General features: G+C 67.3%; 22 protein-coding genes. 2 read left to right on the top strand and 20 right to left on the bottom strand.

Annotated features, from left to right (window positions below):
- Nucleotides 1-3: 3 nt before the first annotated feature.
- The 16 genes from ACYQ4W_RS01390 to ACYQ4W_RS01315 form a co-directional block, all read right to left on the bottom strand.
- A complete protein-coding gene (locus ACYQ4W_RS01390) occupies nucleotides 4-813 on the bottom strand; it encodes an MlaE family ABC transporter permease (RefSeq protein WP_459851990.1) in 810 nt (269 codons plus the stop codon).
- Nucleotides 814-1007: 194 nt separating this feature from the next.
- The gene (locus tag ACYQ4W_RS01385; protein ID WP_459851988.1) at nucleotides 1008-1679 is read right to left on the bottom strand and encodes an HD domain-containing protein; all 672 of its coding nucleotides are present in this window, start codon (nucleotides 1677-1679) and stop codon (nucleotides 1008-1010) included.
- A gap of 203 nt (nucleotides 1680-1882) precedes the next feature.
- Nucleotides 1883-3067, bottom strand: a complete 1185-nt coding sequence (gene argJ / locus ACYQ4W_RS01380) for a bifunctional glutamate N-acetyltransferase/amino-acid acetyltransferase ArgJ (protein ID WP_459851986.1) — start codon at nucleotides 3065-3067, stop codon at nucleotides 1883-1885.
- A 433-nt stretch (nucleotides 3068-3500) separates the two neighbouring features.
- Entirely contained in the window at nucleotides 3501-4775 is a 1275-nt protein-coding gene (locus tag ACYQ4W_RS01375; protein WP_459851984.1) for a diguanylate cyclase, read from the bottom strand.
- Between the two features lie 144 nt (nucleotides 4776-4919).
- Complete coding sequence (gene secA, locus ACYQ4W_RS01370) at nucleotides 4920-7469, bottom strand: preprotein translocase subunit SecA (RefSeq protein WP_459851982.1); 2550 nt, start codon at nucleotides 7467-7469, stop codon at nucleotides 4920-4922.
- Nucleotides 7470-7719: 250 nt separating this feature from the next.
- Nucleotides 7720-8913, bottom strand: a complete 1194-nt coding sequence (locus ACYQ4W_RS01365) for a (Fe-S)-binding protein (RefSeq protein WP_459851980.1) — start codon at nucleotides 8911-8913, stop codon at nucleotides 7720-7722.
- On the bottom strand, nucleotides 8913-10316 hold the full coding sequence (locus tag ACYQ4W_RS01360) for an FAD-binding oxidoreductase (protein WP_459851978.1): 1404 nt from the start codon (nucleotides 10314-10316) through the stop codon (nucleotides 8913-8915). The genes ACYQ4W_RS01365 and ACYQ4W_RS01360 overlap by 1 nt, the downstream gene beginning before the upstream one ends.
- Before the next feature lie 43 nt (nucleotides 10317-10359).
- On the bottom strand, nucleotides 10360-10848 hold the full coding sequence (gene smpB / locus ACYQ4W_RS01355) for an SsrA-binding protein SmpB (protein ID WP_459851976.1): 489 nt from the start codon (nucleotides 10846-10848) through the stop codon (nucleotides 10360-10362).
- 3 nt (nucleotides 10849-10851) lie between these two features.
- Entirely contained in the window at nucleotides 10852-12636 is a 1785-nt protein-coding gene (gene ptsP, locus ACYQ4W_RS01350; protein ID WP_459851974.1) for a phosphoenolpyruvate--protein phosphotransferase, read from the bottom strand.
- The gene (locus tag ACYQ4W_RS01345; RefSeq protein WP_459851972.1) at nucleotides 12636-12941 is read right to left on the bottom strand and encodes an HPr family phosphocarrier protein; all 306 of its coding nucleotides are present in this window, start codon (nucleotides 12939-12941) and stop codon (nucleotides 12636-12638) included. The genes ptsP and ACYQ4W_RS01345 overlap by 1 nt, the downstream gene beginning before the upstream one ends.
- A gap of 51 nt (nucleotides 12942-12992) precedes the next feature.
- Nucleotides 12993-13781: a PTS system mannose/fructose/sorbose family transporter subunit IID gene (locus ACYQ4W_RS01340; protein WP_459851970.1), complete on the bottom strand. Its 789-nt coding sequence runs from the start codon at nucleotides 13779-13781 to the stop codon at nucleotides 12993-12995.
- Nucleotides 13782-13785: 4 nt separating this feature from the next.
- Nucleotides 13786-14949, bottom strand: a complete 1164-nt coding sequence (gene bioB, locus ACYQ4W_RS01335; RefSeq protein ID WP_459851968.1) for a biotin synthase BioB — start codon at nucleotides 14947-14949, stop codon at nucleotides 13786-13788.
- Complete coding sequence (gene rsmI, locus ACYQ4W_RS01330) at nucleotides 14930-15847, bottom strand: 16S rRNA (cytidine(1402)-2'-O)-methyltransferase (RefSeq protein WP_459851966.1); 918 nt, start codon at nucleotides 15845-15847, stop codon at nucleotides 14930-14932. Before rsmI ends, bioB begins: the two co-directional genes overlap by 20 nt.
- 17 nt (nucleotides 15848-15864) lie before the next feature.
- Nucleotides 15865-17109: an HD domain-containing protein gene (locus ACYQ4W_RS01325; RefSeq protein ID WP_459851964.1), complete on the bottom strand. Its 1245-nt coding sequence runs from the start codon at nucleotides 17107-17109 to the stop codon at nucleotides 15865-15867.
- Nucleotides 17110-17199: 90 nt separating this feature from the next.
- A complete protein-coding gene (rlmD, locus tag ACYQ4W_RS01320; protein WP_459851962.1) occupies nucleotides 17200-18705 on the bottom strand; it encodes a 23S rRNA (uracil(1939)-C(5))-methyltransferase RlmD in 1506 nt (501 codons plus the stop codon).
- The gene (locus ACYQ4W_RS01315; protein ID WP_459851960.1) at nucleotides 18702-19466 is read right to left on the bottom strand and encodes a DUF3108 domain-containing protein; all 765 of its coding nucleotides are present in this window, start codon (nucleotides 19464-19466) and stop codon (nucleotides 18702-18704) included. Before ACYQ4W_RS01315 ends, rlmD begins: the two co-directional genes overlap by 4 nt.
- A gap of 159 nt (nucleotides 19467-19625) precedes the next feature.
- On the opposite strand from ACYQ4W_RS01315, the gene ACYQ4W_RS01310 reads away from it, so the two are divergent.
- A complete protein-coding gene (locus ACYQ4W_RS01310) occupies nucleotides 19626-20123 on the top strand; it encodes a CBS domain-containing protein (RefSeq protein ID WP_459851957.1) in 498 nt (165 codons plus the stop codon).
- A gap of 93 nt (nucleotides 20124-20216) precedes the next feature.
- On the opposite strand, the gene ACYQ4W_RS01305 is transcribed toward ACYQ4W_RS01310, so the two are convergent.
- The 4 genes from ACYQ4W_RS01305 to ACYQ4W_RS01290 all read right to left on the bottom strand — a co-directional run bounded on the left by ACYQ4W_RS01305 (nucleotide 20217) and on the right by ACYQ4W_RS01290 (nucleotide 23683).
- Nucleotides 20217-20888 (bottom strand): energy-coupling factor ABC transporter ATP-binding protein, encoded by a 672-nt coding sequence (locus ACYQ4W_RS01305; RefSeq protein ID WP_459851954.1) that lies wholly within the window; start codon nucleotides 20886-20888, stop codon nucleotides 20217-20219.
- Nucleotides 20885-21580, bottom strand: coding sequence for an ABC transporter permease (locus tag ACYQ4W_RS01300; protein WP_459851952.1), 696 nt, complete (start codon nucleotides 21578-21580; stop codon nucleotides 20885-20887). The genes ACYQ4W_RS01305 and ACYQ4W_RS01300 overlap by 4 nt, the downstream gene beginning before the upstream one ends.
- 21 nt (nucleotides 21581-21601) lie before the next feature.
- The gene (locus ACYQ4W_RS01295) at nucleotides 21602-22423 is read right to left on the bottom strand and encodes an ABC transporter substrate-binding protein (RefSeq protein WP_459851950.1); all 822 of its coding nucleotides are present in this window, start codon (nucleotides 22421-22423) and stop codon (nucleotides 21602-21604) included.
- A 285-nt stretch (nucleotides 22424-22708) separates the two neighbouring features.
- Nucleotides 22709-23683, bottom strand: a complete 975-nt coding sequence (locus tag ACYQ4W_RS01290) for a D-2-hydroxyacid dehydrogenase (protein ID WP_459851948.1) — start codon at nucleotides 23681-23683, stop codon at nucleotides 22709-22711.
- Between the two features lie 176 nt (nucleotides 23684-23859).
- Between ACYQ4W_RS01290 and ACYQ4W_RS01285 the strand changes: the two genes are divergently transcribed.
- The gene (locus ACYQ4W_RS01285; RefSeq protein ID WP_459851945.1) at nucleotides 23860-24003 is read left to right on the top strand and encodes a hypothetical protein; all 144 of its coding nucleotides are present in this window, start codon (nucleotides 23860-23862) and stop codon (nucleotides 24001-24003) included.
- Nucleotides 24004-24647 lie beyond the last annotated feature (644 nt).

Below are 24647 nucleotides of genomic sequence, written 5' to 3'. Positions count from 1 at the left end.
CTCCTAGAACAATATCGAGGTCAGCACGTAGTCGGCCAGCAGGATGAGCACGCAGGAGGTCACCACGCCAGCGGTGGTGGCCTGGCTCACGCCCTCGGGGCCGACGGCGTCGCGCCGCAGGTGCGTGTAATAGCCCATGTAGCAGCAAACCGTGCACACCACCACGCCGAACACCAGCGACTTGATGAACCCGCCGGTGATGTCGTTCATCTTGAGGTAGGCGCTGACGCGGTACCAGTAGACGCCGGAGTTGCCGCCAAGCAGCAGCACGCCGGTGAGGTAGCCGCCCACGATGCCCACGAGGTCGAAAAACGCCGTGAGGATGGGGAAGCAGATGATGGAGGCGGCCAGCTTGGGGCTCACCAGATAGCCGATGGGATTGATGTCCATGACGCGCAGGGCGTCGACCTGCTCGGAAATGCGCATGACGCCGATCTCGGCGGTCATGGAGGAGCCGGCGCGGCCGGTGATCATGATGGCCGTGAGCACGGGGCCGAGCTCGCGCACCAGGGAGAGCGCCACGGCCGAGCCGAGGAAGCCGTCGGCGCCGAACTTGGCCAGGGCGTAGTACATCTGCAGGCCTATGACCATGCCCGTGAACAGGCTGATGAGCGTGATGACGCTGACGCTTTTGACGCCGATGAAATAGATTTGGCGGACGGTTTTGGCGAACTGGCCCCAGGACCGGAAGATGCGGCCGAAGGATTCGAGCAGGAACAGGAACATGGCGCCCATGTCGCCCACAAGGCGCAGGGCGGAGTCGCCCAACTGAGCGATGGGCGAGAGGTGCGCACGGCGTGTTCCCTGAATCATCGGTGGCGGCTCCCTTCTGGCTGCGGCGCTTGGCCGCGGGCCATGCGTGCGCCCGGATTAAAAAATCTTTTTTACTTACCCGGGCAACGCAGTCTGACTAGCACATGCGCGGGCCTCCCGCAAGGCTTGGCCCCTACGCCGGCGGCATTTTAAACACGCGCAAAACCGGAGAAAAGAGGTCGGAAAACAGGAGCCTATTGCCCGTCCTCGTTTTCCGCCTCATCAGCCTTGACGTTTGAAACGTCATTGCGCGGCGAATTGTCGCGCGAGCCGTTCTTGCGCTCCCACCAGGCCTGGTCCGGTCCCAAGAACCACCAGTCCGTGTGGTCGGTCTCCAGAATCACGCGGCCCAGCTCCTGGCCCTCGGACGTGCGCAGGCGCAGCTTGGCCGCGGCCAGCCACTTGTCCGCGTAGCGGTTGCCCAGGTCCGATTCTTCCTTCAGGTTCAGCATCAGGTCCAGCTGGTCGGCATCGTGCGCCAGCAGGGCCTCGGGCGTTGCGGTCTCCTCCAGCTCGGTCCACAGGGGCAGCACGTCGCCCTCAAGCCCGGTGCCGGAGAGAGAGTCCTCCAGCGCCTGGGTGCCGGAGCTGGAGTTGTACAGCTTGTTCACGTAGTTGAAGTCGCCGGTGCGGGCCTCGTGCAGGTCGTGGAACAGGCACATCATGGCCGTGCGCTCCTTGTTCGCCCCGGCCATTTGCGCCAGCACGAAACCGATGACCGCGGTGCGGAAGCTGTGCTCGGCCACGTTCTCCTTCCCGGAACCCAGGAACTGGTAGCCGGAGCGCGGCGTTTTGCGCAGCATGCCGCATTCGAACAAAAAATCCGCCAGGCGGGTCATGCGGGAACGGGAATCGAGTCGCGACATGGGTGAGTGAGCCTCCGCGGGTGGGCGGCGTCCAGAAAGGGGCGCCCCCCTTGCCATCCCCGCCAGGAGGATTTCATCCCCCTGGACCCCGATGGGGATTGGGTGAACATGGTGCAATCGCCTGCTCCGCAGCCTTGGACGGGAAACAGCCCATCGGCCCATCACGCACGGCGAAGTTGCAAAACGCTTTGCAAAACCATTCGTTACGTGCGGTAGTCCGCGTTGATCTCGATGTAGCGCTTGGTCAGGTCCGAGGCGAGCAAGGTGAAGGAGCCGCGCCCGGCGTGCAGGTCGAGCTCGATCGCCACGTCCTGGTGGCGCATGCAGGGCGCCAGCAGCGCGTCCAGGTCCTCGGGCGAGGGCTGTCCCTTCTCGAACACGAGGATGCCCCCGATTTTGAGCACCACGGCTTCCGGCTCATAGTCCGCGCCGCTTCTGCCCAGGGCGGCGATGATGCGCCCCCAGTTGGGGTCGCACCCGAAGAGCGCGGTTTTGACCAGGGGCGAATTGCCGATGGTGCGCGCGGCCAGCTCGGCCTGGGCGGCGCTTTTGGCCCCGGTGACCGTGATGTGCGCCACCTTGGTGCCGCCCTCGGCGTCCTGCACGATGCGGTAGGAAAGCTCCTGGCACACGGCGGTGACGCAGTCGCGCAGCAGCTTGAGCGCCTTGGCGTCCCCGACGGCCACGCCGGAGGCGCCGTTGGCCAGGGCCAGCACGGTGTCGTTGGTGCTGGTGTCGCCGTCCACGGTGAGGGCGTTGAAGGAGCGGTTTGCGGCGTGGACGAGGATATCCTTCCAGGCGGCGGCTTCAACGTCCGCGTCGGTGAGCACGAAGCCGAGCATGGTCGCCATGTTGGGCGAAATCATGCCCGCGCCCTTGCACATGCCGAGCACGCGGATTTCGCCGCCGGGCAGGGTCACGCTCTTGGCGATGAGCTTGGGGAAGGTGTCCGTGGTCATCATGGCCTTGGCCACATCGACCGCCGTGGCCTTGCCCAGGCTTTGCCCCAGTTGGGGCGCGGCGGCGGCCCACTTGTCCATCTTGAGCTGCGCGCCGATGACGCCGGTGGAGGTGGGCAGCACCTCGGCCGCGGCGATGCCGGCCTGGGCGGCCACAAGCTCCAGGGTGGCGCGGCAGTTGGCCAGGCCCTCGTCGCCGGTGCAGGCGTTGGCCTGGCCGGAGTTCACGAGCAGGGCGCGGGCCTGGGGGCGCTGGCCCAAAAGATCTTTGCACACCAGCACGGGCGCGGCCTGGAAGCGATTCTTGGTGAACACGCCCGCGGCGACGGCGGGCGTCTCGCTCACGATGAGCCCCAGATCGTTGCGGTCCGGTCTTTTGAAGCCGGCGGCGGCGACGGCGAAGCGGTATCCCTTGGGCGGCATGGTCATGGGCGAACCTCACGTGTGGATTCGGCGCTGGCGGCAGGTGCGGCCGCGCGCGGGAGCGAAGCCTAGCACAGGCCGCAACGGGTTTCAAAGGGTCTTTGGCGGGTCTGGCCGGGCGGTCTGCCCTGTGCGGCACGTGGTCGCGCCGGGTTGATGCTGTGCATGCTCGCCGTGCCTGGCCTGCGGCCGTTGCGAAAAGCTGCGCCCCTGGGCGTGCAGGTCCCGGCCCTGATGTCGGCCATGCGCGCCGGACATCCTGATTTCATGCCGTGGTTGTGGAAGCAGTGGATCACCAAACTCGGGCCGTTCGGGTCGCTGTGCGCTGTTGGCGTGCGCTGTTGGCGTGCGCGGTTGCGGCGGGAAGCAAACCAGCGCCCGGCCAGCGATGAACGGTGAAGCGCGGCAGGCCGAAGAACGGCAGAAGCGGCTCCGGGGATCAGGCCAGCCCGGTGGGTTCGTCCTCGGCCCGGTACAAGGTCACGCGGTTGCGGCCCGCGCTCTTGGACCGGTACAGCATGCGGTCGGCCTCGCGCAGCATGCCGTCCAGGCTCAGCCCCAGCTCGCAGCACAGGCCGATGCTCACGGTGTAGGAGACCACGTCCTCGCCGAAGCGCACGGGCGTCGATTCGAACACCTTGCGCAGATCCTCGAACAGCAGCACAGCCTGGTCCGCGGCGATGTCCGAGGCGAGCACGCAGAATTCCTCGCCCCCCAGGCGCGCCACGATGTCCGAGGTGCGGAAGCGCGAGGCCAGCAGCTGGGCCATTTGCCGCAGCACGGCGTCGCCCGCCTCGTGGCCCAGGGTGTCGTTGACGTTCTTGAAGTGGTCGATGTCGAGCATGGCCACGGTGACGGGCTGGCCCCTGCGGGTCAGCAGGGCGTGCAGCTGGTTGCCGGCGGAGAAGAAATAGCGGCGGTTGTACACGCGGGTCAGGTAGTCGCGTTCGGCCATGTCGCGCACCTGGGCGATGTGGTCGAGCATCTCCAGGTTCTGGGTGATGCGCGTGTAGAATTCTTCCACCAGAAAGGGCTTGTGCAGGTAGTCGTTGGCGCCGCTCTTGATGAAGCGCGGGGAGAGCCTGGCGCCGCCCTCGGCCGAGACGCCCACTATGGCCAGCATGTCCTTGCCGAAGTTGCGGCGTATTTCGCGCGTCAGGGCAAAGCCGTCCATGCCGGGCATGTTGTAGTCCACCAGCACCAGGCGCGTGTCCGGGTGCTCGCCCAGCACGGCCAGGGCTTCCTCGCCGCTGCCCGCCTCCAGCACGTGGTAGCGGTGGGTGGTCAAAAGCCGGCCCACGGCGTGGCGGTAGCTGCGGGAATCGTCGACGATGAGGATCTTGGTCTGCGGATTTTTCGCCAGCCGCGCCAGCAGGGCCACCACGTAGTCCACGTTCTCGATGCTGTCCTTGAGCACGTAGTCGACGATGTGGCGGTTCCAAAAGCTTTCGCGCAGGGTGTCGGAGAGTTCGCCGGTGAAGACGATGGCCGGAATCTTGTAGGAAATGGCGAGGTCCACGGATTCGCCGTGGGGTGCGTCGGGCAGGTTGATGTCCAGAAGCGCGGCGAGATAGTCCGTGCCCTGGTCGAGAATGCCCTTGGCCGCGGCCAGGCTGGACGCGACCACGACATCGAAGCCGAGATCCTGCCGGATGTGCTTGGACACCAGCGCGGCGAAGGAGCGGCTGTCTTCAACGACGAGCACTTTGGTCATGCAGCTTTCTCCGAAAACCGGATGCGTGTCAGCCGCCTGGGGCGGTACGGGCCCCGAAAGCGGTCGGGGGGACATGGCAGCAGCGTGCGTACCATAGCCCCCCGCGCGTATCAAGCTGTTCTATACGTGCATCGGAATCATATATTATTTGCCGCAGCAGTTCTTGTGCTTCTTGCCGGAGCCGCACGGGCACGGATCGTTGCGCCCCACCTTGGCCGCGGCGCGCTTCACCGGCTGCTTCTTCTTGGCCTCGGCGTCCACCGCGGGGCCCTGGTACTCCAGGTCGGCGGCGGTCTCCTTGTGCTGGAACTCCTCTTCCTTCACCTCTTTCTGAATGCGCAGGCGGCAGATGAGGCTCATGGACTTTTCCGCGATGGTGTAGAGCATGGCGCGGAAGAGGTCGAAGCCCTCGCGCTTGTACTCCTGCTTCGGGTCCTTCTGGCCGTAGCCGCGCAGGCCTATGCCGTCGCGCAGGTGGTCCATGGAGAGCAGGTGGTCCTTCCAGTTGCGGTCGAGCGTCTCCAGAATGAAGTAGCGCAGGATCTCCTGGAAGTTGTCCGGCGCGGAGGCGTGCAGCCCGTCCAGAATCTCCTTGATCCAGGCCTCGGACTGCTCGCGGCTGGGCAGCGCGGAGGAGAAGCCGGGGAAGCGCGAGAGGTCGAACACTTCGTCCAGGCGGGAGGAGACGATGCCTTCGGTCTCCTCGTCCAGGGAGCCCTTGGCGTCCTCCACCAGGGTGTAGATGTCGGTCAGAAGCTCGTCGATGTACTCCTCGACGATGTCGTCCAGGGTCTCGGCGTACATGATCTCGCGGCGGCGGGCGTAAATGACCTCGCGCTGCTGGTTCATGACGTTGTCGTAGTCGAGCAGCTGCTTTCTGATTTCGAAGTTGTGCGCCTCGACGCGCTTCTGGCTGCCCTCGATGGCGCGGCTGACCATGCGGTTCTCGATGGCCTCGCCGTCCTCCAGGCCCAGGGTGTTCATCAGCCCCGCGATGCGGTCGCTGCCGAACAGGCGCATGAGGTCGTCGTCGAGCGCCAGGTAGAAGCGCGAGCTGCCGGGGTCGCCCTGACGGCCGGAACGGCCGCGCAGCTGGTTGTCGATGCGCCGCGACTCGTGGCGCTCCGTGCCGAGAATGTGCAGGCCGCCCAGCTCCTTCACGCCCTCGCCCAGCACGATGTCCGTGCCGCGGCCGGCCATGTTGGTGGCGATGGTGACCTTGCCCTTCTGTCCGGCCTCGGCCACGATCTGGGCCTCCAGCTCGTGCTGCTTGGCGTTCAAGACGTTGTGCGGCACGCCGCGCTTTTTCAGCATGGTCGAAACGAGCTCGCTCTTCTCGATGCTGACCGTGCCCACCAGCACAGGCTGGCCGGTCTTGTGGCATTCGGCGATCTCGTCGGCGATGGCGTGGAACTTCTCGGCCTGGGTCTTGAAGATCATGTCCGCGTAGTCGATGCGCACCATGTCGCGGTTGGTGGGAATGACCGAGACGTCGAGGTTGTAGATCTCCTTGAACTCCACGGCCTCGGTGTCGGCCGTGCCGGTCATGCCGGAGAGCTTCTCGTACATGCGGAAGTAGTTCTGGAAGGTGATGCTGGCGAGCGTCTGGTTCTCGGCCTCCACCTTCACGTTTTCCTTGGCCTCCAGGGCCTGGTGCAAACCGTCGGAGAAGCGGCGGCCGGGCATGAGGCGGCCCGTGAACTCGTCGACGATGATGACCTGGTCGTCCTTGACGATGTACTCGACATCGCGGCGGTACAGGTGGTGGGCCTTCAAGCCCTGGAGCACGTGGTGCTGCAGGGTGGCGTTGGCCGGGTCGTACAGGTTCTCCACGCCGAGCAGCTTCTCGCACTTGGTGACGCCGCGCTCGGTCATGGCGATGCTGCGCGCCTTCTCGTCCACCTCGAAGTCGCCCGTGGGCTCGACGCCCTCCTCTTTGGACTTCTCGCCGCGCACCAGCATGGGAATGATGCCGTCGACCTTGCGGTAGAGCTGGGTGGATTCCTCGGCCGCGCCGCTGATGATGAGCGGGGTGCGCGCCTCGTCGATGAGGATGGAGTCGACTTCGTCCACGATGGCGTAGTTCAGGGGCCGCTGCACCAGCGACTCCTTGTAGAACTTCATGTTGTCGCGCAGGTAGTCGAAGCCGAACTCGTTGTTGGTGCCGTAGGTGATGTCGGCCCCGTAGCCCACCTGGCGCTCTTCGTCGGTGAGGCCGTGGACGATGACGCCCACGCTGAGGCCCAGGAAATTATAGAGCTTGCCCATCCAGGCGGCGTCGCGCTTGGCCAGGTAGTCGTTCACGGTGACCAGGTGCACGCCCTTGCCGGAAAGCGCGTTCAGCACCACGGGCAGCGTGGCCACCAGGGTTTTGCCTTCACCGGTCTTCATTTCGGCTATGCGCCCCTGGTGCAGCACCATGCCGCCCACCATCTGCACGTCGTAGTGGCGCATGCCAAGGGCTCTTTGCCCGGCCTCGCGCACCAGGGCGAAGCACTCGGGCAGCAGGTCGTCCAGGCTGCGGCCGCCCGCGACTTCTTCCTTCCAGGCAGCGATCTTGGCCGGAAAATCCTCGTCGGAAAGGGCCTGCATTTGCGGTTCAAGCGCGGCGATGCGGGCCACCAGGGGCTCCAGCTTCCTCAAATAGCGCTCGTTGCTCGAACCGATGATCTTCTTCAAAATGGAGGTGAACATGGGCGAAGGCTCCTCATCCGGCGGCGGTAAGACCCCGGCCGTAAATTTTCTTCATGTCAATACGGACCCTTGAGGGAAAAACCTCCGGGTCCATGCTCCACGCGTCGGGCCTGCGGCCCTGATCGCGCGCGCTCGGTGTTCTCGGACATTTCCGGGGCCGCGTCAAATATTCGTGTCCAGATAACCCCGGCTGGGGATTCGTCAACCCGCAAAAGCGCCTTTTCTCGCCCAGCGGGATGATTCCATGTGCTCAATTTCGCCGCACAATCTCCAGCCAGTGGCCGACCCGAGCGCCTTTTGGGGCCGTTGCGGCAAGCTGCATAACGCAGCCGCTGCACCCGGTGAGCACATAGGCTGGCGTCACCTCCGGCGCGGCGCTAAAGCCAAGCGTGGCGTCCAGATTGGCCCAGCAGCCCTGCCCCACCTTTGTGGAAAGCTCCGGCGCGCCCAGCTGCAAAATGCCGCCGAAGCCGCAGCAGCCGCCCTTGGCCGGGGTGCGCAGCCGCGCGCCCAGCAGGCCGGAAAGCAGCTTGAAGTCGGCGTCGCCCGCATCCGCGTGGCACGGCCGGTGATAGCCCACCACGGCGGGCGCGCCGCGGCCGACCTTGGCCACGGTCCCGGCCAGCAGCGCGGCAAGTGGCGTCACCGCCCCGCTCCACTGCGCGGCCTCGGCCTCGTCGGCGAAAAGCCCGCCCGCCACGCCGCCCTCGGCATATTCCGCCAGGCCCTTGCGGCAGGTGGCGCAGTAGGTGACGACGAGCGGCCGCCCGGCCTTGCGCCAGGCCGCGATGTTCTCGCGACGCACATCGGCCTGGGCCTCGGGCAGCCCGGCCACGCCCAGGGTGGAGCCGCAGCAGGAGAAGTCCGTCTCGACCATGTCCGCGCCCAGGCCGCGCAGCAGATGCCGCGCCGTTTCGCCCCAGGCCGCGCGCGGGCCCTTGCCCACGCAGCCGTCAAAAAGCGTCGCGCCCCTGCCGGCGTATTGCGCGGCAAAGGCCTCCGCCGGCAGTTTGGTGATGGCGAGCCAGGGCGCCAGGCCCTTGCCGGGCCGCAGCCCTTTGAGCCCCTTCAGGGCCAGGCTGAGCGAGGCCGGGACAAAGGCCTCGGGCGTCAGCGCCGCGCCGCGCGCGGCAAGCGACCAGAACGGCCCGAGCTTGGTGATCCACTGCTTCCACAGCCACTGCTTGAAATCAGGATGCCCGGCGCGCATGGCCGACATCAGGGCCGGGACCTTCACGCCCTGGGGGCAAAGCTTTTCGCAGCGGCCGCAGGCCAGGCACAACCCGGTCAGGGCGGCCACGGCGTCCTGGGGCAATTCGCCCGCGTCCCACTTGGACGGCCCGGCCAAGAGAGCCTTGGCGCGGGGAGAAAGCTCCTCGCGTCCGGTGGCGGCGAGCAAGGGGCAGCCCTCAAGGCAGCAGCCGCACAGAACGCAATCGCCCATTACACCCACCCCTTGCCGGGATTCAAAATGCCGCTGGGGTCGAACACGTTCTTGATGCCCGCCATGACGGCGCGCTCGTTCTCGCCCAATTGCCAGGAGACATACGGCCCCTTGGTGATGCCCGTGCCGTGCTCGCCGGAGAGCGTGCCGCCGAGCGACAGCGTGAGCCGGAACACGGCCTCCTTGCACTTCTTGGCGCGCGCCACCTGGTCCGGGTCCTTGGCGTCGTACACGATGTTCACGTGGGTGTTGCCGTCGCCCAAATGGCCATAGCACACCACGTGGATGCCGTTCTCCTGGCCGATGGCCTGGAAGCCCTCCACGGCCTGCACGGTCTTGCCGCGCGGCACGGCCACGTCCTCGCCCAACTTGTCCGGCCCGAGGTGGAAGCTGGCCGGGCTGACCAGGCGGCGCATCTCCCACAGGGGCTCTTCCTCCTGCGCGCCCAGGCCCTTGTACAGGCACAGCGGGTTCGAGGGCTTGAGGGCCTCTTCCAGGCGCGAGAGCTCCGCCGCCAGCGCGGCCTTGCTGCCGTCCACCTTGAGCACCAGCACGGCCTGGGTGACGTCCTTGGGCCAGGGCACGTCCTTGATCTGGCTGATGCCCCAGCAGGCCTTGGCGTCCATGAACTCCATGGCCGTGGGCAGAATGCCCGCCCGGAACACGCCGCGCGCGCCCTCCAGGGCGCCCTTGAGCGAACCGAAGGCCGCCAGCACCGTGGCCGAGCTTTCCGGCAGGGGCAAAAGCTTGAGCGTGAGCCTGGTGAACAGGCCCAGGGTGCCGCAGGAGCCCACGAAAAGCCGCGTCAGGTCGAGGCCCACCACGTTCTTGTGCGTGCGGCCGCCCGCGTTGACGATGCGGCCGCCGGGCAGCACGGCGCGCACGCCCAGCACGTATTCGCGCGTCACGCCGTATTTGACCGCGCGCATGCCGCCCGCGCAGGTGGCCACGTTGCCGCCCAGGGTGGACATCTTGAGGCTGGCCGGGTCCGGCGGATAGAAAAGCTTCTGCTTCTGCACCAGGGCCTGGAACTCCGCCGTGATGACGCCGGGCTCCACATCGGCCGCGAAGTCGTCGGCGTCCACGTCGAGCACGCGGTTGAGCCACAGGCAGGAGACCACGACGCCGCCGAAGGCGGGCACCGCGCCGCCGCTCATGCCGGTGCCGCGGGCGCGGGGCACCAGGGGCACGCGCTCGGCCTCGGCCCATTTCATGAGCTCCACGATCTGGTCCTCGGTCCTTGGCCGCGCCACGGCCCAGGGCATGGCCGAGCGGCGGCTGGAGTCCGCGCCGTACACGGCCATCTCCGCCGGGGCGGTGACCAGCTGCTCGCCGGGGAACAGGCCTTCGAGGAAGCGCAGGTGCGCCGGGGAAAGTGCGCCGACAAGAGGAGTGCTGGTCATGCGGATGTTCCGGGTCTGGCCCGCCGCGTGGAAGGGGCGGGGTTTAGGAGCGTTTGTAGTCCGCCAATTGCCGGGCGGTGTCGCGGTTCAGGTCGCGCTCTTTGAGGTCGTCGCGGCGGTCGTGGACGTTTTTGCCCTTGCCCAGGGCGATTTCGAGCTTCACGCGGCCGTTTTTGAAGTACAGGCGCACGGGAATGACGGTGAGGCCCTTCTGCGCGGCCAGGGCCTGCAGCTTGTCGATCTCGCGGTGGTGCAAAAGCAGCTTGCGCTCGCGCACGGGGTCGTGCGGGTCCATGCCCGCGTTGGCGTAGGGCGCAATGTGCACCCCGGTGAGCCAGGCCTCGTCCTTGCTGAAGCGCACATAGCCGTCCATGAAGTTGACGCGGCCCTCGCGCAGGCTCTTGAGCTCCGAGCCCATGAGCACGAGCCCGGCCTCCATGACCTCCAGAAACTCGTAGAGGCGGCGCGCCTGCTTGTTGGTGGCGATGAGTTTTTCGCCCGCGTGGCGATTGGGAACAGTGTTGGCGCTCATGTGCTAGCCGCCAAGATCGTCGTTGTCCAAGAGTGAAGCAAAGAAGTTCAGCTCCTCAGGATACTTGTGGAAGATCGTGTCGCGCACCAGGCGGTTGATCTTGTTCACCGTGCGGCAGGCCAGCACATCGCGCAAGAGCGCCTTGCACTCGCTCATGCGGGCTTGGCGGATGATCCGCTTGATGCCGGGAATGGCCTGGGGCGAAAGGGAGATGCAGTCGATCTGCATCCCCATGAGAATGGGCACGCAGAAGGGGTCGCTCGCCACCTCGCCGCAGAGGCTGGCCTCGATGCCGGCCTGGTGGGCGGCGTCGACCACGTGCTTGATGCTGCGCAGCACCGCCGGATGCAGCGGCTGGTACAGGTAGCTCACGTGGGCGTTGGTGCGGTCGATGCCCAGGCTGTACTGGATGAGGTCGTTGGTGCCGATGCTGAAGAAGTCCACTTCCTCGGCCAGCATGCTGGCCATCATCACGGCCGCGGGCAGCTCGATCATGATGCCCACGGGCATGTCCGGATTGAAGCGCTTGCCCTCGGCGCGCAGCTCCTCCTGGGCCTCCCTCAGTTTGGCCTTGGCCCGGCGCACCTCGCGCAGGCCGGAGATCATGGGGAACATGAGCGACACGTTGCCGTAGGCGCTGGCCCGGGCAATGGCCTTGAGCTGCGTCTTGAACAGCTCCGGGTGCTGCATGCAGAAGCGTATGGCGCGCAGGCCCATGGCCGGGTTGGCCTCGTCGAGCGCGCCGAAGCTGGCGATGAATTTGTCCGCGCCAAGATCAAGGGTGCGGAAGATGACCTTGCGCGGGCTCATGATGGCCGCAAGGTCGGCGTACTTGTCCGCAAGCTCGTCCTCGCCGGGCAGGTCCGTGCGGTTCAGGTAGCTGTATTCCGTGCGGTAGAGGCCTATGCCCTCGCCGCCGTTGTCGAGCACCGCCGCCACTTCCTCGATGAGTTCGATGTTGGCCAGCACCTGCACGCGGTAGCCGTCGATGGTCTCGGCGGGGAGCTGGCAGCCCCGGTAAATGCGGCGCTGGTAGTCCTCGAACTGGTCGGCCAGCTCGTTGAACTCGGCCAGTTCGTCCTCGTCGGGGTCCACCAGCACGCGGCCGCCCACGCCGTCGATGATGACCAGGTCGCCGTCGCCCACCAGCTCTTCCAGCTCGCCCGCGCCCACCAGGGCGGGAATGCCCAGGGTACGGGCCATGATGCCGGTGTGCGAGGTTTTGCCGCCCTGGGCCGTGGCGAAGCCCATGATCTTGCCCACCTCAAGCATCACCGTGTCGGCCGGGGTCAGGTCGTGGGCCATGATGATGACCCGGCCCTCCACGGCCAGAAATTCGCGCACAGTGCCCAAAAGCCGTGCCATGACGCGGTCGCTCATGACGCGCACGTCTTGCAGGCGCTCGCGGATGTACAGGTCGTCCAGCAGGCCGAAGGCCTTCTCCAGCTCGGCCACGGCCTTTTCCAGCGCCCACTCGGCGTTGACGCCAAGCTCGCGGATGTGCTTGGCCGCCGCGCCGCTGAGCTTGGGGTCCTTCAGAATCATCAGGTGCGATTCAAGGATGTGCCGGTGCTCGGCCAGCTCGGCGGGAATGCGGTCGCGCGCGCTTGCAAGGTCGGCCTCCACAAGGCTGAAGGCCTGGCGCAGGCGTTCCTCCTCGGCCTCCACAAGGGCGGGGCCGATGGACTGGCGCGGCACCTCCGCGTTGTGCCTGCGGTTGACGAACACGGCCTTGCCGATGGCGAAGCCCGTGGACACCGAAATACCGCGAACAATGGCTCTGGCCACTATTTCTCCCCGAACCTTGCGGCGAACAGTTGCGAAATCCGCTCCACCGCCGCCTCGGCGTCGTTGCCGCTGGCGCGTATTTCAATGGTGCTGCCCGGGCCGGCGGCCAGGGTCAACACGTCCAAAATGCTCTTGGCGTCCACGGTTTGCCCCTGGCCCACCAGGCTGATGCTGGCGGAAAAGCCCTGGGCCTCCCGGGCTATCTGGCTGGCGGGCCGTGCGTGCAGGCCAAGCTGGTTCGCCACCAGCACCTGCCGCACGCAATCCTCTCCGGCGCTGGCCTCGGACCCGGATGTGCCGCTCATCTCAGTCATGCTCCAAACCGCTCGCTTTGTCCTTCACGCATGGTACCCGCCTCACGGCATGCCCACCGGGGGCAGACCGCTGGCTCGCTGCATCAGCCAGGGAATGGCCGTCAACACGGCCAGAACGACCCCCGCCACCACCCAGCGCGGCAGTACGGGCCGTATGGAAAGAAGCCCGGCAAGGGCCAGCGCGCCCATGCCCCAGCCCCACGACGCGGCGTCTCCCATGGGAAACAGCAGCGCCCACAGGCACAGCAAAAGGGCGGCGTTCACAAACTTGATGCGCCGACCCCAGTTGATGAGATCCCAGCGCTTCAGCTCTGAAAGAAAGCTGAAGCCTCTACGGACGCCACCAAGAAAAGTGTACACGCGGAAAGCCTGCAATCCAAGAAAAAAGAAAAGCCCCATGGTGAACGGCAGCGCCCGCTGGCCCAGCAGCAGCAGGCAGGTGGTGGCCAGCGCCCAGAAGATGAGCAGGCTGCCCGCGAACACCGAATCGCCGATGGCCGAAAGGGTGTAGCTCGTGGTGTTCTTGACCTTTTCCAGCGCCTCCGGCGGGAGCCTGCGCCCGGCGATGTCCGCCTCCACGGCCAGAAAGATGCCCACCAGGCACGGCACCCAGAAGGGATGCGAGCTGAAGTGCCGGGCATAGCGCTTGAGCGCCTGCTCGCGCGCCTTGGGCTCGTGGTGGATGATCCACAGCCCCGGCTGCATGGCGTACAAGAGGCCGATGCTCATGAGCCCGCGCGGGTTCATGGACGCCCCCACAAGATACGTGCGCAAAAAACAACGCAGATAGGCCTTGCCCCGCTCGCTCCAGAATTTTTCCCGAAGCGTCATGGAGCTAGGCCTCCGTTTCCGAAAGCGAAAAGCCCATGTCGCGGGCCAGCTCCAGGTCGGCCTCGGGCGGCGCGCCCGCAATGGTCAGGTAGTCGCCGATCATGAGCCCGCTGGCGCCGGAATCGAACAGCGCGCGCTGGCCCGCGCCGCCGGACGGGCCGAACACCGTGCCCCGGCCGCCGCAGATGCGCAGCTGCGCCGTGGGCAGCATGAGCCGGAAAAGCGCCACGGTGTGCAGGGCCTCGGCCGGGGAAAGCACCGGCCGGTGCGCCATGCGCGTGCCGAGAATGGGGATGAGAAAATTCATGGGCACGTTGCCCACGCCCAGCTCGCGCAGGGTGGCCGCAAGCTCGGCGCGCTGGGCGACGCTCTCGCCCAGGCCGAAGATGCCGCCGGAGCACACGAAGAGCCCCTCGGCCAGGGCCAGGCGCACGGCCTCGACGTCGTCCTCGTAGGAATGCGTGGTGCAGATCTGCGGGAAAAAGCTGCGCGCCACCTCCAGGTTGTGGTGCACGCCGGCGAGCCCGGCCTCCTTGAGGCGCAGGAGCCGCTCGCGCGTCAGCACGCCCACGGAGACATCCGCCGCGAGGCCCGCCGCGCGCACAAGGCCCACGGCCCGCAGGAGCTTCTCGAACTCGGCTCCGGTGGGGGTCAGGCCGCTGGCCACGATGCCGAAGCGGTGCGCGCCCCGGGCCTTCATGGCCGCCGCGGCGCGGCCTATCTCCTCGGGGGCGAGGAAGCCGTGGCGCGGGCTGTCGGTCTTGTGCCGGGAGGACTGGGCGCAGAAGGCGCAGTCCTCGGTGCAGGCGCCGCTCTTGGCGTTGACGATGGCGCAGAGGGAAAGCTTTTGGCCAAGGTGCTTGCGGCGCACGGCGCGCGCGCCCTCCAGCAGCTGCGGCAACAGGCGCGACTGGTCGGCCTCCGCGCATGCGCACACGGCCCGCACGGCGTCGGCGTCCAGGGCGCGGTTCTCCAGCGCCAGGGCAATGGCCCGGTCCAACGAGCTGGCCAGCCGACCGTCCTGCCGACCGTCCTGCGGAGCAGTCGACGAGCCTGCCGACGGAGCTGCCTGCGGAGCAACCGACGGGGTGACCGACGGAGTGACCGACGGGGTGACCGCCAAATCGGCAGGCCGGGTGCGGGTGGGCTTATCGCTTGAGCAGCTCATACACATCCTTCACACAAAGTCCGGGCATGCGCCCGGCCATACGCTCCACCACGCGCCGGGCCACCTCGCGGGGCTTGCCGCCGCGCTCGCGCTCCTCGGCCAGGGCTTGCTGCAGCAGGGCTTCCGCGCTCAATTCTTCGCCTTCGCCGTCCGCGCAGGGGAGCATTCCGCCGCCCAGCGCCTCCGGCCCGATGACCACGGTGACCTCGCCCAGCACGTCCAGATTGACCGCGCCGAGCGCGCCCAGGCGGCCAAGAATAAACTCCTCGTATTGCTTGGTCAATTCCCGGCAGATGGCGAACTCGCGGTCGCCCAGCACACCCGCGGCCAGGGCCAGGGTGGCGGCCAGACGGTCCTTGCGCTCAAAAAAGATCAGGCTCGCCCCCGTGGCCGCATGGCGGGAGAGCAGCCGCTGCGCCTGGCCCTTCTGCCGGGGCAGAAAGCCCAGAAAGGTCATGGGCGAGGGCGGCAGGCCGCAGGCGGAAAGCGCCACGGCAGGGGCGAAGGGCCCCGGCAGCGAGGTGACGAAAAGCCCGCCCTGGCGGCAGGCGCGCACCAGCCGGTAGCCGGGGTCGGAGAGCACCGGGGTGCCCGCGTCGCTGATGAGCGCCACGGCCTGGCCCTGCGCTATCATCTCCATGACTTGCGGAATGCGCCCGGCCTCGTTGTGCTCGTGCAGGCTGAAGAAGCCGCTGCGGCCCTGGGCGCGCGCAAGTCCCTGGCGGTGGAAGAACAGTCCGGCCCGGCGCGTGTCCTCGGCCAGCACCACGTGGGCGCGGCACAAAACATCCGCCGCGCGCGGCGAAAGATCGCCCGCGTTGCCTATGGGCGTGGGCACCACGTACAGGCCCGGGGCCAGCGAAGGGGCCGGGGAAAGCGTTTCGTCCTGCTGCTGCATGGCGCTCTGTGGGTTCCCTAGTCGAAGTCCGCCAGGAGCGCGCCCACCTGGATGCCCATGACCTCGGGCCTGTTCTCGTACATCTGGCGGATGCGCCAGCGGGCCTGATGCAGCTGCTCGTTGTTGATGCCGTTGCGCAGGGCCGTGTCGGCCTCGATGAACGCGGCCAGACGGTCGCACATCTTGAGCAGCGGGCCGTCCTTGGGGTCGAGCTCGTCGCGGTTCATGTGGCCTCGCAGGTCGGCCTCGGTAACATTGCGCACCTCGCCGTCCTCGCGCACGGTGGCGATGAACTCCGATCCGACCTCCAGCCCCAGCAGGTACGACAGGCGCTCGGCCAGATCCTCGCACTTGCCGTTCTTGAGCGGGCCGAGGATCTTGCGCTCCAGCTCCTGGTTCTCATACTGCTTGATGAGCTCGCCGATGGAGGCGTCCGCGCTTTTCACCGGCGAGATGATGTCGCGGGTGAGCAGCTCCGGCAGGTCGTGGAACAGGCCGGTGAAGAAGTTGTTCTGCCGCCTTGCCTGGCAGGCGCCCGCCTCCACGCTGAAAAACCAGGAGTAGGTGGCGACCAGGAACATGTGCCCCAGCACGGTGGTTTCCGGTACGCGGGGCGTTTGCGACCAGCGCTTCTGGAAGCGCAGCTGGCCCGCGCGCGCGGCGAAGCGGCTGAACTCGTTGGTGCCGGCCAAGAGATCGGCCACGCCGGGGATGTCCGTAAGCCCGTTGAGCCGCGTGCGGAAGCTCTCCTCGATCTCCGGCATCTCCTCGTCCTGCGGGTTCAGGGGCTTGAGCACCCGGAACTCGGAGTACGAGGCGTACAGGTGCGCGGCCATGAGGATGCGCCGGGCCAGGGTCTTCTCCTCCGGCTCCATCAGCGCCTCGGTCATGCGCTCCCAAAAGGCCGCGCCCAGGGGGGCCAGCCGGGGCTTCAGCTGCGGCAAAACCCACTGGGTGAGCTTCTGGTAGTCCTCGCGGTTGGCCTTTATCTTGTAGAATACCGGCGGCTTGATGTCGGTGATGACCAGGCGGTAGAAGTAGTCGAAGATGCCGCCCTCGACGACCTCCTCCACCAGGGCCAGGCGCTCGTCCATGTCCATGTGCGCGGTGATGCGGGTGAGCAGCATCCAGGCCACGATCATCTTGTGGGCCTGCTTGTCCACCTCCATGAGCTCCATGGGGCGCAGGCGGTCGTTCCAGCGCTTCATAAAAGCGCCGGAAAAAACCAATTGCAGCAGGCTCTTGCGGATTATGGCCGCCATGTTCCATCCCTCCGGGGGTAATAACTACAGCTGAAGCCTAGCGCGCTTCCGCCCAGGCGGCAAGGGGGGCAAGCACGCCCCCGCACCATGCTATTTGGGCTGGAACAGGGCCACGCACTCGGCATGGGCCGTGTGCGGGAACAGGTCCACGGCGCGCACGGCGGCCAGGGTGTAGCCCTCGGCCAAGAGCCCGGCGTCGCGCGCAAGGGTGGCCGGATTGCAGGAGACATACACCAGCCGCGAGGGCCGCACGCGGTTGAGCCAGGCCGCCACGCCGGCGTCCAGCCCCTCGCGCGGGGGGTCCACCACGACCACGTCCGGCTTGGCGAAGCCCTCGGGCAGGCGCTCCGGCACGGCGCTTTCGCCGGTCAGGTCCGCGCGCAGAAAGCGGCAGTTGGACACGCTGTTGCGCTTGGCGTTGGCCTCGGCGTCGGCCACGGCAGAGGGATTCATCTCCAGCCCCAGCACGCGCGCGCAGGCGGGCGCGAGGAAGAGCGCGATGCCGCCGCCGCCGCAGTACAGGTCGAACACCACGTCCTTGGGATCAAGGTCGGCCAGCTCGCGCGCGGCGGAATACAGGGCCAGCGCCCCGCCGGTGCTGGTCTGGAAAAAGGCGTCGGCGCTGATGGAATAGCGCGCGTCCTCAAGGGTCTCGATGAGGGCGCTTTCGCCCAGGGCCAAGAGGGTGCGCTCGGACTGGGCCAGGCCGTCGGCCTTGGCGCGCTGCGCGTGGACAAAGCCGGACAGGCGGGGAAAGCGCTTCAGCAGCGCGTCGCCCATGGCCAGAATGGCCAGCGCCGGGGCGCTGTCCGCGGGCACGGGCGCGGTAATGAGCTGCGCCAGATACTTGTCCTGGTGCACGCTGTGGCGCAGCACCAGATGGCGCAGCAAACCCTGGCCCGTGCGGCGCTCGTAGGCCGAAAGCCCGGCCTCGCGGCAGGCCGCGCGCACGGCGTCCAAAATCTCGTAGCCGCCGGCGGGGAAGATCGGGCAGGCCTCCAGGTCGAACACGCGGCCGGTGTCGGCCTTGCTGTACAGCCCCAGACGCAGGGAAGCGCCCAAGCCCTGGAAGGCGAACTCCATCTTGTTGCGGAAGGCCGTGGTGCTGGGCGCGGCCACGGCCGGCAGCACCGTTCCAGGCTCCACCCGGCCGATGCGCTTGAGCGCGTCCACGATCTGGCGTTCTTTCCAGTACAGCTGGCGCGCGGGCGCAAGGCTTTGCAGCGTGCACCCGCCGCAAACGCCGAAATGCGGGCAGAACGGCGTCACGGCGTCGGGCGAGGGGGTGACGACGGCCACGGCCTGGGCCTCGGCGTGGCGGCGGTGCATTTTGGTGATGCGCGCCGTGACCGTGGAGCCGGGCAGGCCGCCCGCGACGAACACGGTCATGCCCGCGCCGCCCTCCAGGCCGCAATCGCCGGTGAGCCGCGCCACGCCTGCGCCGCCAAGGGCCAGGGTCTCTATGGCCAGATCGAGGGTCTTGCCCTCCAGCGGGTGCGCCTCGCGCACGGGCTTGGGCGCCTGCCGCGCGGGACGGTGCGGACGGGAACCGGGATGAGCTGCCTTGGTGGACTTGCCGTTGCGAGAATTTTTCAATGCGCCGCCTTGTTTTTCGGGGGTTCATACCCCGTGAGTTCCATGGAGAAGTGGCCCACCACGACCTTGCTCTTCACGCGCACGGGAATGCGCCGGGAGTCGTTGGTGATCCAGACCTGAAGGGTCGCGTCCGGGCTTTTGCGGAACACGCCGCCGATGTTGCGCACGTCGGGTTCCACAAGCAGGGTGTCGAACTCGCCCGCCTTTGTTTTGATTGTTTCGCGCCGCACCACCTTGGCCGTGCCGGTGATGCTCTTTTCGCCGTCCGTCACGGGCGCGGCGAACTCCATGCCCACGTGCAGCTCCTTGGTGCGGAACAAGAAGAGCATGGAGAGCGGGTCGAAGGTGCCGTAGGGGATCGTCACCGCATTCTTGAGCGCGCCCTTGCTGTAGCGGTAGGCCACGTTGCCGTTCTTGTCGAAGCGCACAAGATAGTGCCGCACGTAGTCGCCCTCGCTCTGGTCTTTCTTGTACAGCAGGGCCCTGGTCACGCCGGGGTCCACCCAGCTCTCGATGGAGTCGCGCACCTTGTAGAACTTGTCCACAAAGGGCGTGCTTTGCGCCAGGGCGCGAAAATGCGTGGCAGGATGGCCCTCCACGGGCTCCGCGGCCAAGGTCTCCAGCGTGGCGCTGCCCGCCAGGATGAAGGTCCAATAGAGATCGTAGCTGAGCTTCTCGCCGGGTCCGAAGGGAATCTCGGCCCGGAGGGGCGCGGCGGCGAAAACGAGCAGCAGGACCGCAAGGGTCAGAACGCGCTTCATGGTCCGCAGAGTGCGGTCTGGCAAGGTGATTGTCAAGGCCCGGCGCGCTCGGGCCCGCGGGCGCGTCCCGCTTGCCTCGGCCCCGCCGGACGGGCTATAGGGAATAACCGCCCGGCGTTGATCTCTCAATTGGGCGGAAGATACCATCAGGAGTGCCGCATGCTGTTTCGCAAAAGGGCTTGGGATTTGATGCGCGAGGACTTTGCCAGCGTGGACGAGAACGCCAGTCTGGCCCAGGCCGTGCGCGCGCTGCGCGAGAGCCAGAAAAAGACGCCGGAGAACAACGTGGTGCTCGTGCTGGGCAAGTCCGGCAGCCGCGAGGGCGCGCTCAAGGGCGCCATTTCCGTATGGAACGTGCTGGCCGCGCTGGACGAATGCGTGCTGCGCGACTCCGAGCTCAAGGTGGCCAAAGAGGGAGACTTCGACAAGACCTTTGCCCGGGCCAGCGCCGCGTGCACCCACACGGAGCTCGCCAGCCACATGGAGCCCGACGTGCCCGTGCTGAAGCCCACAGACCCCCTGCCCGTGGTGCTGGAGCTTTTTCTGCGCAAGAAGCGCGGCTGGGCCGTCGTGGCCGAAAACGGCAAGGTCCTGGGCATCGTGCTGGTGGCCGATGTGTACCGCGCCATTTCCGACGACATGGTGGCCGCGTTTTAGCAGCGGCCGGCTTCCCGCGGCCTTGAGGCCGCTGGCGAATGTGCGCGGGCAGGGCTGGGCAGGCAGCGCCTGGGCGTCTTTCCGCAGGCGGGCTTACAAGCCGCCGATGATGCGGCCCTCTTCCAGGGTCAGCACCCTGTCCGCGCAGGACGAAAGCCAGGCCATGTCGTGGCTGACGATGACCAGCGTGGCGCCGTGGTTCGCGCGCGCGCTCAAGACGGCGCGCTTCACGTGCTCCGTGCTGGCGCGGTCCAGGCCGGTGGTGGGCTCGTCGAGCAAGAGCGCCAGGGGATCAAGGATCAGCCGGGCAGCCAGGGCCACGCGCCGGGCCTCGCCGCCGGAAAGCCGCATCCAGGGCCGTCCGCCGTACTGGGCGAAATCGAGCCCCACCAGGGCCAGCGCCTGGGCGATGCGCTGCCTGGGCGCGGGCTGGCCGCGCAGCTTGAGGCCATAGGCCACGTTGGCGGCCACGCTGCGCTTGAGCAGGCAGGTGTCCTGCCCCAGCAGCACGGCCTTGCGCCGCAGCAAATGCCCGGAGCGCAGGGCCGCATGATCCACAAGCCCGCCATCGAAAACCATGCTGCCCGCACGGGCGTTCATCAAAAATCCCAGCAGCTTGAGCAGCGTGCTTTTGCCGCTGCCGTTGTGGCCGGCCAGGCCCAGAATCTCGCCGCGCGCAATGTCGAGCCCGGGCACGTGGAGCACGCTTTGCTCCCCGGCGTAGGCGGCCTCGACGCCGCGCAGCTGATACAGCGGCGCGCTCATGCCCCGGCCCTCCGGCGCAGCAGCGCCACCAGCAAATTCACCACCAGCGCCACCAGCATGAGCACGATGCCCAGCGCAATGCCCGTGGCGAACTCGCCCTTGCCGGTCTCCAGCGCAATGGCCGTGGTGATGGTGCGCGTGTGCCATTTGATGTTGCCGCCGACCATCATGGCGATGCCGACCTCGGAGACGATGCGGCCAAAGGCCGAGGCCGCGGCGAGCGCCATGGCGAAGCGCGCCTCGGAAAGCGTGGCGAAGAGCAGCTGCATCCTGTCCGCGCCGAGGGAGAGCACGGTCTCGGTCAGGCGCACGTCCGTGGACTCCACAGCCGTGGCGGTCATGGCGATGATGATGGGCAGGCCGAGCAGCGTGAGGCCGATGCCCATGCCCTGTACGGTGAACAGCAGCCCCCACTCGCCCAGCGGCCCGCGCGTGGTGAACAGGGCGTAGACGATGAGCCCGATGACCACCGTGGGCAGCGAGAGCATCCAGTCCACGAACAGCCGCGCCACGCGGCGGCCGGGAAAGCGGAAATGCCCCAGGGCGAAACCCAGGGGCAGTCCGATGGTCAGGCTTGCGGCGAGCGCCAGGGCCGTCACCGCCGCCGTGGCCCACACCGCGGAGAATGTCTCCGGGTCCAGGCTCAACAGCAGTTCGACGGCCCTGGCGAAGCCTTCGCTGAAGTAGTCCACTGCCGCGCGCTTCCGCCCGGCCTATTTGGCCGCGCCGGCCGCGTTGGGCGTGAAGAGCTGCTTGCCCTCGACCTTGAAGTCGGCGATGGCCTTCTGCCCGGTCTTGGAGACGAACCAGGCCTGCAGCTTCTTGGCGGCCTCGTGCTTGATCTTGGAGCACTTGGGCGGCAGCAGGATGATGCTGTACTGGTTGCGCAGGGCCATGTCGCCCTCGGAAACGACGACCAGGCCGGAGTGGTGCTCCTTGGCCTCAAAGGCGATCCAGGTGCCGCGGTCGGTGATGGTGTAGGCGCCGCGCTCGGCCGCCATGCGCAGGGTGACGAGCATGCCCTGGCCCACCTGGATGTACCAGGACTCCTTGTCCGGGGCGAGGCCGGCGTTCTTCCACAGGCTCTTCTCCAGCTTGTCCGTGCCGGAGTCGTCGCCGCGGCTGGCGAAGGAGGCCTTGGCCGCCGCGATGGTCTTCAGCGCATCGGCCGCGCTCTTGCCCTTGATCTTGGCGGGGTCCTTGGCCGGGCCCACCAGCACGAAGTCGTTGTACATGAACTCCGTGCGGCTCACGCCGTTGCCGTCGGCGATGAATTTCTTCTCCGCGCCCGGGGCGTGCACCATGAGGATGTCCACGTCGCAGTTCTTGCCGTGCTCCAGGGCCTTGCCCGTGCCCACGGCGATCCAGCGCATGTCGAGGCCGGTGTCTTTCAAAATCTTCGGCGCCAGGTAGTCGAGCAGGCCGGTGTCGGCGGTGCTGGTGGTGGTGCCCACCAGGATGGCTTCCGCGGCGGCGGCGTTGCCAGCAAAGGCCAGCATGGCCACAAGGCCGAGAACAAAGGAAAATTTACGCATGGCGTTCCTCCGGGTTGGTCAAAAGGGACAGAGGTCGAAGAGACAGGTTTGGGAATTGTCAGATGTCACGAATGACACAGCTTCCGTGTCGCTGTAAAGTCATGGGGCGGCTCTTGCGACCCGGCACCGGGCTCTTGCCTTGGCCGCCCTGCCCGCCCGCTAGCCATGATATCCACGGACCATGATATCCACGGACGTTGTGTGCTGCGCCGTTGATTTGGCTCACCGGCGCAGCCCCTGCAGCGCCAAGTGACCGCGGTGGGCGTTGTATTCATGGAGCCCCCGCTAGCCCACGCCGTTCACCACGTTTTGCGGCGTGCCGCGCAAAAACGCGCCCAGGTTCTGGGCGACGATGCGCAAAAGCCGCCCGCGCGCCTCGCGGCTGGCCCAGGCCACATGCGGGGTGATGAGGCAGTTCGGGGCGGAAAGCAGCGGGTTCTCTGGCTGGATGGGCTCCTGGCGCACCACGTCGAGGGCGGCCCCGGCGAGCTTGCCGGCCGAAAGCGCGGCGGCGAGCGCGGCCTCGTCCACCAGCGGCCCGCGCGCGGTGTTCACCAGGTAGGCTGTGGGCTTCATGAGCGAAAGCAGGCGCGCGTCGACCATGTTCTCGTTCTCGGCGGTCAGCGGGCAGTGCAGGCTCACCACGTCGGACTCCTCGAAAAGCGCGTCCAGCGAGACGAAGTCGAAGGGGCCGTAGGGCGGCAGCTCCTTGGGGCGCGGCACGTGGGCCAGCACGCGCATGCCGAAGGCGTTGGCCAGCTCGGCCACGCGGTTGCCGATGGCCCCGAAGCCCACCACGCCGAAGGTCTTGCCCGCCAGCTCCACAATGGGCTCGTCCCACACGCAGAAGTCCGGCTGCGAGCTCCAGCGGCCGTCGCGCACGGCGCGGGCGTGCAGCGAAACATGGGTGAACAGCTCCAGCACCACGGCCATGACGTGCTGCGCCACGGCGGGCGGCGAATAGCCCGGCGCGTTGCACACGGGAATGCCCCGCGCCGCCGCGGCCGCAAGGTCGATGACGTTGTAGCCCGTGGCCAGCACGCAGATGCATTGCAGGTCCGGCAGGGCCTCTATGGCGGCGCGGTCCAGCACGGTCTTGTTGGTGAGCAGCACCTGCGCGCCCTTGGCCCGCTCCAAAAGCTGCGCGGGCTGGGTGCGGTCGTACAGGTGCAGTTCGCCCTGGCTGGCTATGCCCTCCCAGGAGACGTCCTGGCCCATGGTGAACGCGTCGAGCACGACAATGCGGGGTTTTTCGGTCATGTGCGCCTCCGTGGCGAAAATTCTGTCGGACCACAGTAACGCGCCCGGCGTCTCGCTGGCAAGGGGCTTCGCCTTTAGCCAAGCCGGAGACCCCCCTTGACATTTCCCGGCGATCGCGTGAAATAGGCGCGCCTTGGCTTGCAAAGGCCAGGTAAGAAAATCCGGAGGATTGATCCATGCTCGGCGAACTTTTGAAAGACATGGCCCACAGCACCAGCCAGGGAACCGTCGGCGTTTCCCTCATCTTCATCTATCTGGCCTGGATCATCACCGTGGCCTTCATCCGCATCCAGCAGGGCAAGAAAGAAGGCCACCACTAGGCCCTTGGGCCGGGTTCGCCCGGCAGCCTTGATGTTTGCAGAATGACCGTCCGGACCGCCCCGCCGATTGCGTGGGGTGGTTCGGTCGGTTTTCTTTTATGCGGCGCCTGGCGCTGCGGCAAAACGCCCATCCAGCCGCCCTCGGCCACGGGTTCTTCGCCTCTCCGCTCACAATCATGCCGGCGCGACGCCATACGCGCGCGTGCCCACGCGGGTCCCTTGCCCAGGTGGCCCAGGCGTTCCCGCGCCCGCCCACCGGCGTCCCCCGCCGCGCCGAGCCAGCCCCGCCGAGCCAGCCCGCCAGACATCCCGCACAGGCGAATGCCTGCCGCGCCCCTGCCGGGACCCGTTCCTGCGCGGCAAAGCCCGTGAACGGCACCGCACACGCCGGGCGCGCCCGCTGTCGCCGTCCTGCCGGAAGTCATGGCGTGGCCCCACCCCGTGCGCTTCCTGCGCAAAGCCGGCCGAGTTTGCGCGGATTCCGCAAGCCGCAAAAAAACGGCCCGGAATCGCTTCCAGGCCGTTCATGCTTTTTCGTCCGCCGCGCACGTGCGCAGCCTCTTTCCATATGGAGCTTTCCGGAACCCTGGGCCGAAGGCGACCCGGCGGGCCAACCGCCGAAAGCCAAAGGCGCCGGCGGTTCA

It is taken from the genome of Humidesulfovibrio idahonensis (assembly GCF_054657715.1).
This window is presented reverse-complemented; position numbering and strand designations above follow the sequence as displayed.

Bases quoted from the DNA above. Each gene is read 5' to 3' on its own strand.
- ACYQ4W_RS01390 (WP_459851990.1), bottom strand. From the start codon at position 813: ATGATTCAGGGAACACGCCGTGCGCACCTCTCGCCCATCGCTCAGTTG.
- ACYQ4W_RS01385 (WP_459851988.1), bottom strand. From the start codon at position 1,679: ATGTCGCGACTCGATTCCCGTTCCCGCATGACCCGCCTGGCGGATTTT.
- argJ (WP_459851986.1), bottom strand. From the start codon at position 3,067: ATGACCATGCCGCCCAAGGGATACCGCTTCGCCGTCGCCGCCGCCGGC.
- ACYQ4W_RS01375 (WP_459851984.1), bottom strand. From the start codon at position 4,775: ATGACCAAAGTGCTCGTCGTTGAAGACAGCCGCTCCTTCGCCGCGCTG.
- secA (WP_459851982.1), bottom strand. From the start codon at position 7,469: ATGTTCACCTCCATTTTGAAGAAGATCATCGGTTCGAGCAACGAGCGC.
- ACYQ4W_RS01365 (WP_459851980.1), bottom strand. From the start codon at position 8,913: ATGGGCGATTGCGTTCTGTGCGGCTGCTGCCTTGAGGGCTGCCCCTTG.
- ACYQ4W_RS01360 (WP_459851978.1), bottom strand. From the start codon at position 10,316: ATGACCAGCACTCCTCTTGTCGGCGCACTTTCCCCGGCGCACCTGCGC.
- smpB (WP_459851976.1), bottom strand. From the start codon at position 10,848: ATGAGCGCCAACACTGTTCCCAATCGCCACGCGGGCGAAAAACTCATC.
- ACYQ4W_RS01345 (WP_459851972.1), bottom strand. From the start codon at position 12,941: ATGAGCGGCACATCCGGGTCCGAGGCCAGCGCCGGAGAGGATTGCGTG.
- ACYQ4W_RS01340 (WP_459851970.1), bottom strand. From the start codon at position 13,781: ATGACGCTTCGGGAAAAATTCTGGAGCGAGCGGGGCAAGGCCTATCTG.
- bioB (WP_459851968.1), bottom strand. From the start codon at position 14,949: ATGAGCTGCTCAAGCGATAAGCCCACCCGCACCCGGCCTGCCGATTTG.
- rsmI (WP_459851966.1), bottom strand. From the start codon at position 15,847: ATGCAGCAGCAGGACGAAACGCTTTCCCCGGCCCCTTCGCTGGCCCCG.
- ACYQ4W_RS01325 (WP_459851964.1), bottom strand. From the start codon at position 17,109: ATGGCGGCCATAATCCGCAAGAGCCTGCTGCAATTGGTTTTTTCCGGC.
- ACYQ4W_RS01315 (WP_459851960.1), bottom strand. From the start codon at position 19,466: ATGAAGCGCGTTCTGACCCTTGCGGTCCTGCTGCTCGTTTTCGCCGCC.
- ACYQ4W_RS01310 (WP_459851957.1), top strand. From the start codon at position 19,626: ATGCTGTTTCGCAAAAGGGCTTGGGATTTGATGCGCGAGGACTTTGCC.
- ACYQ4W_RS01305 (WP_459851954.1), bottom strand. From the start codon at position 20,888: ATGAGCGCGCCGCTGTATCAGCTGCGCGGCGTCGAGGCCGCCTACGCC.
- ACYQ4W_RS01295 (WP_459851950.1), bottom strand. From the start codon at position 22,423: ATGCGTAAATTTTCCTTTGTTCTCGGCCTTGTGGCCATGCTGGCCTTT.
- ACYQ4W_RS01290 (WP_459851948.1), bottom strand. From the start codon at position 23,683: ATGACCGAAAAACCCCGCATTGTCGTGCTCGACGCGTTCACCATGGGC.
- ACYQ4W_RS01285 (WP_459851945.1), top strand. From the start codon at position 23,860: ATGCTCGGCGAACTTTTGAAAGACATGGCCCACAGCACCAGCCAGGGA.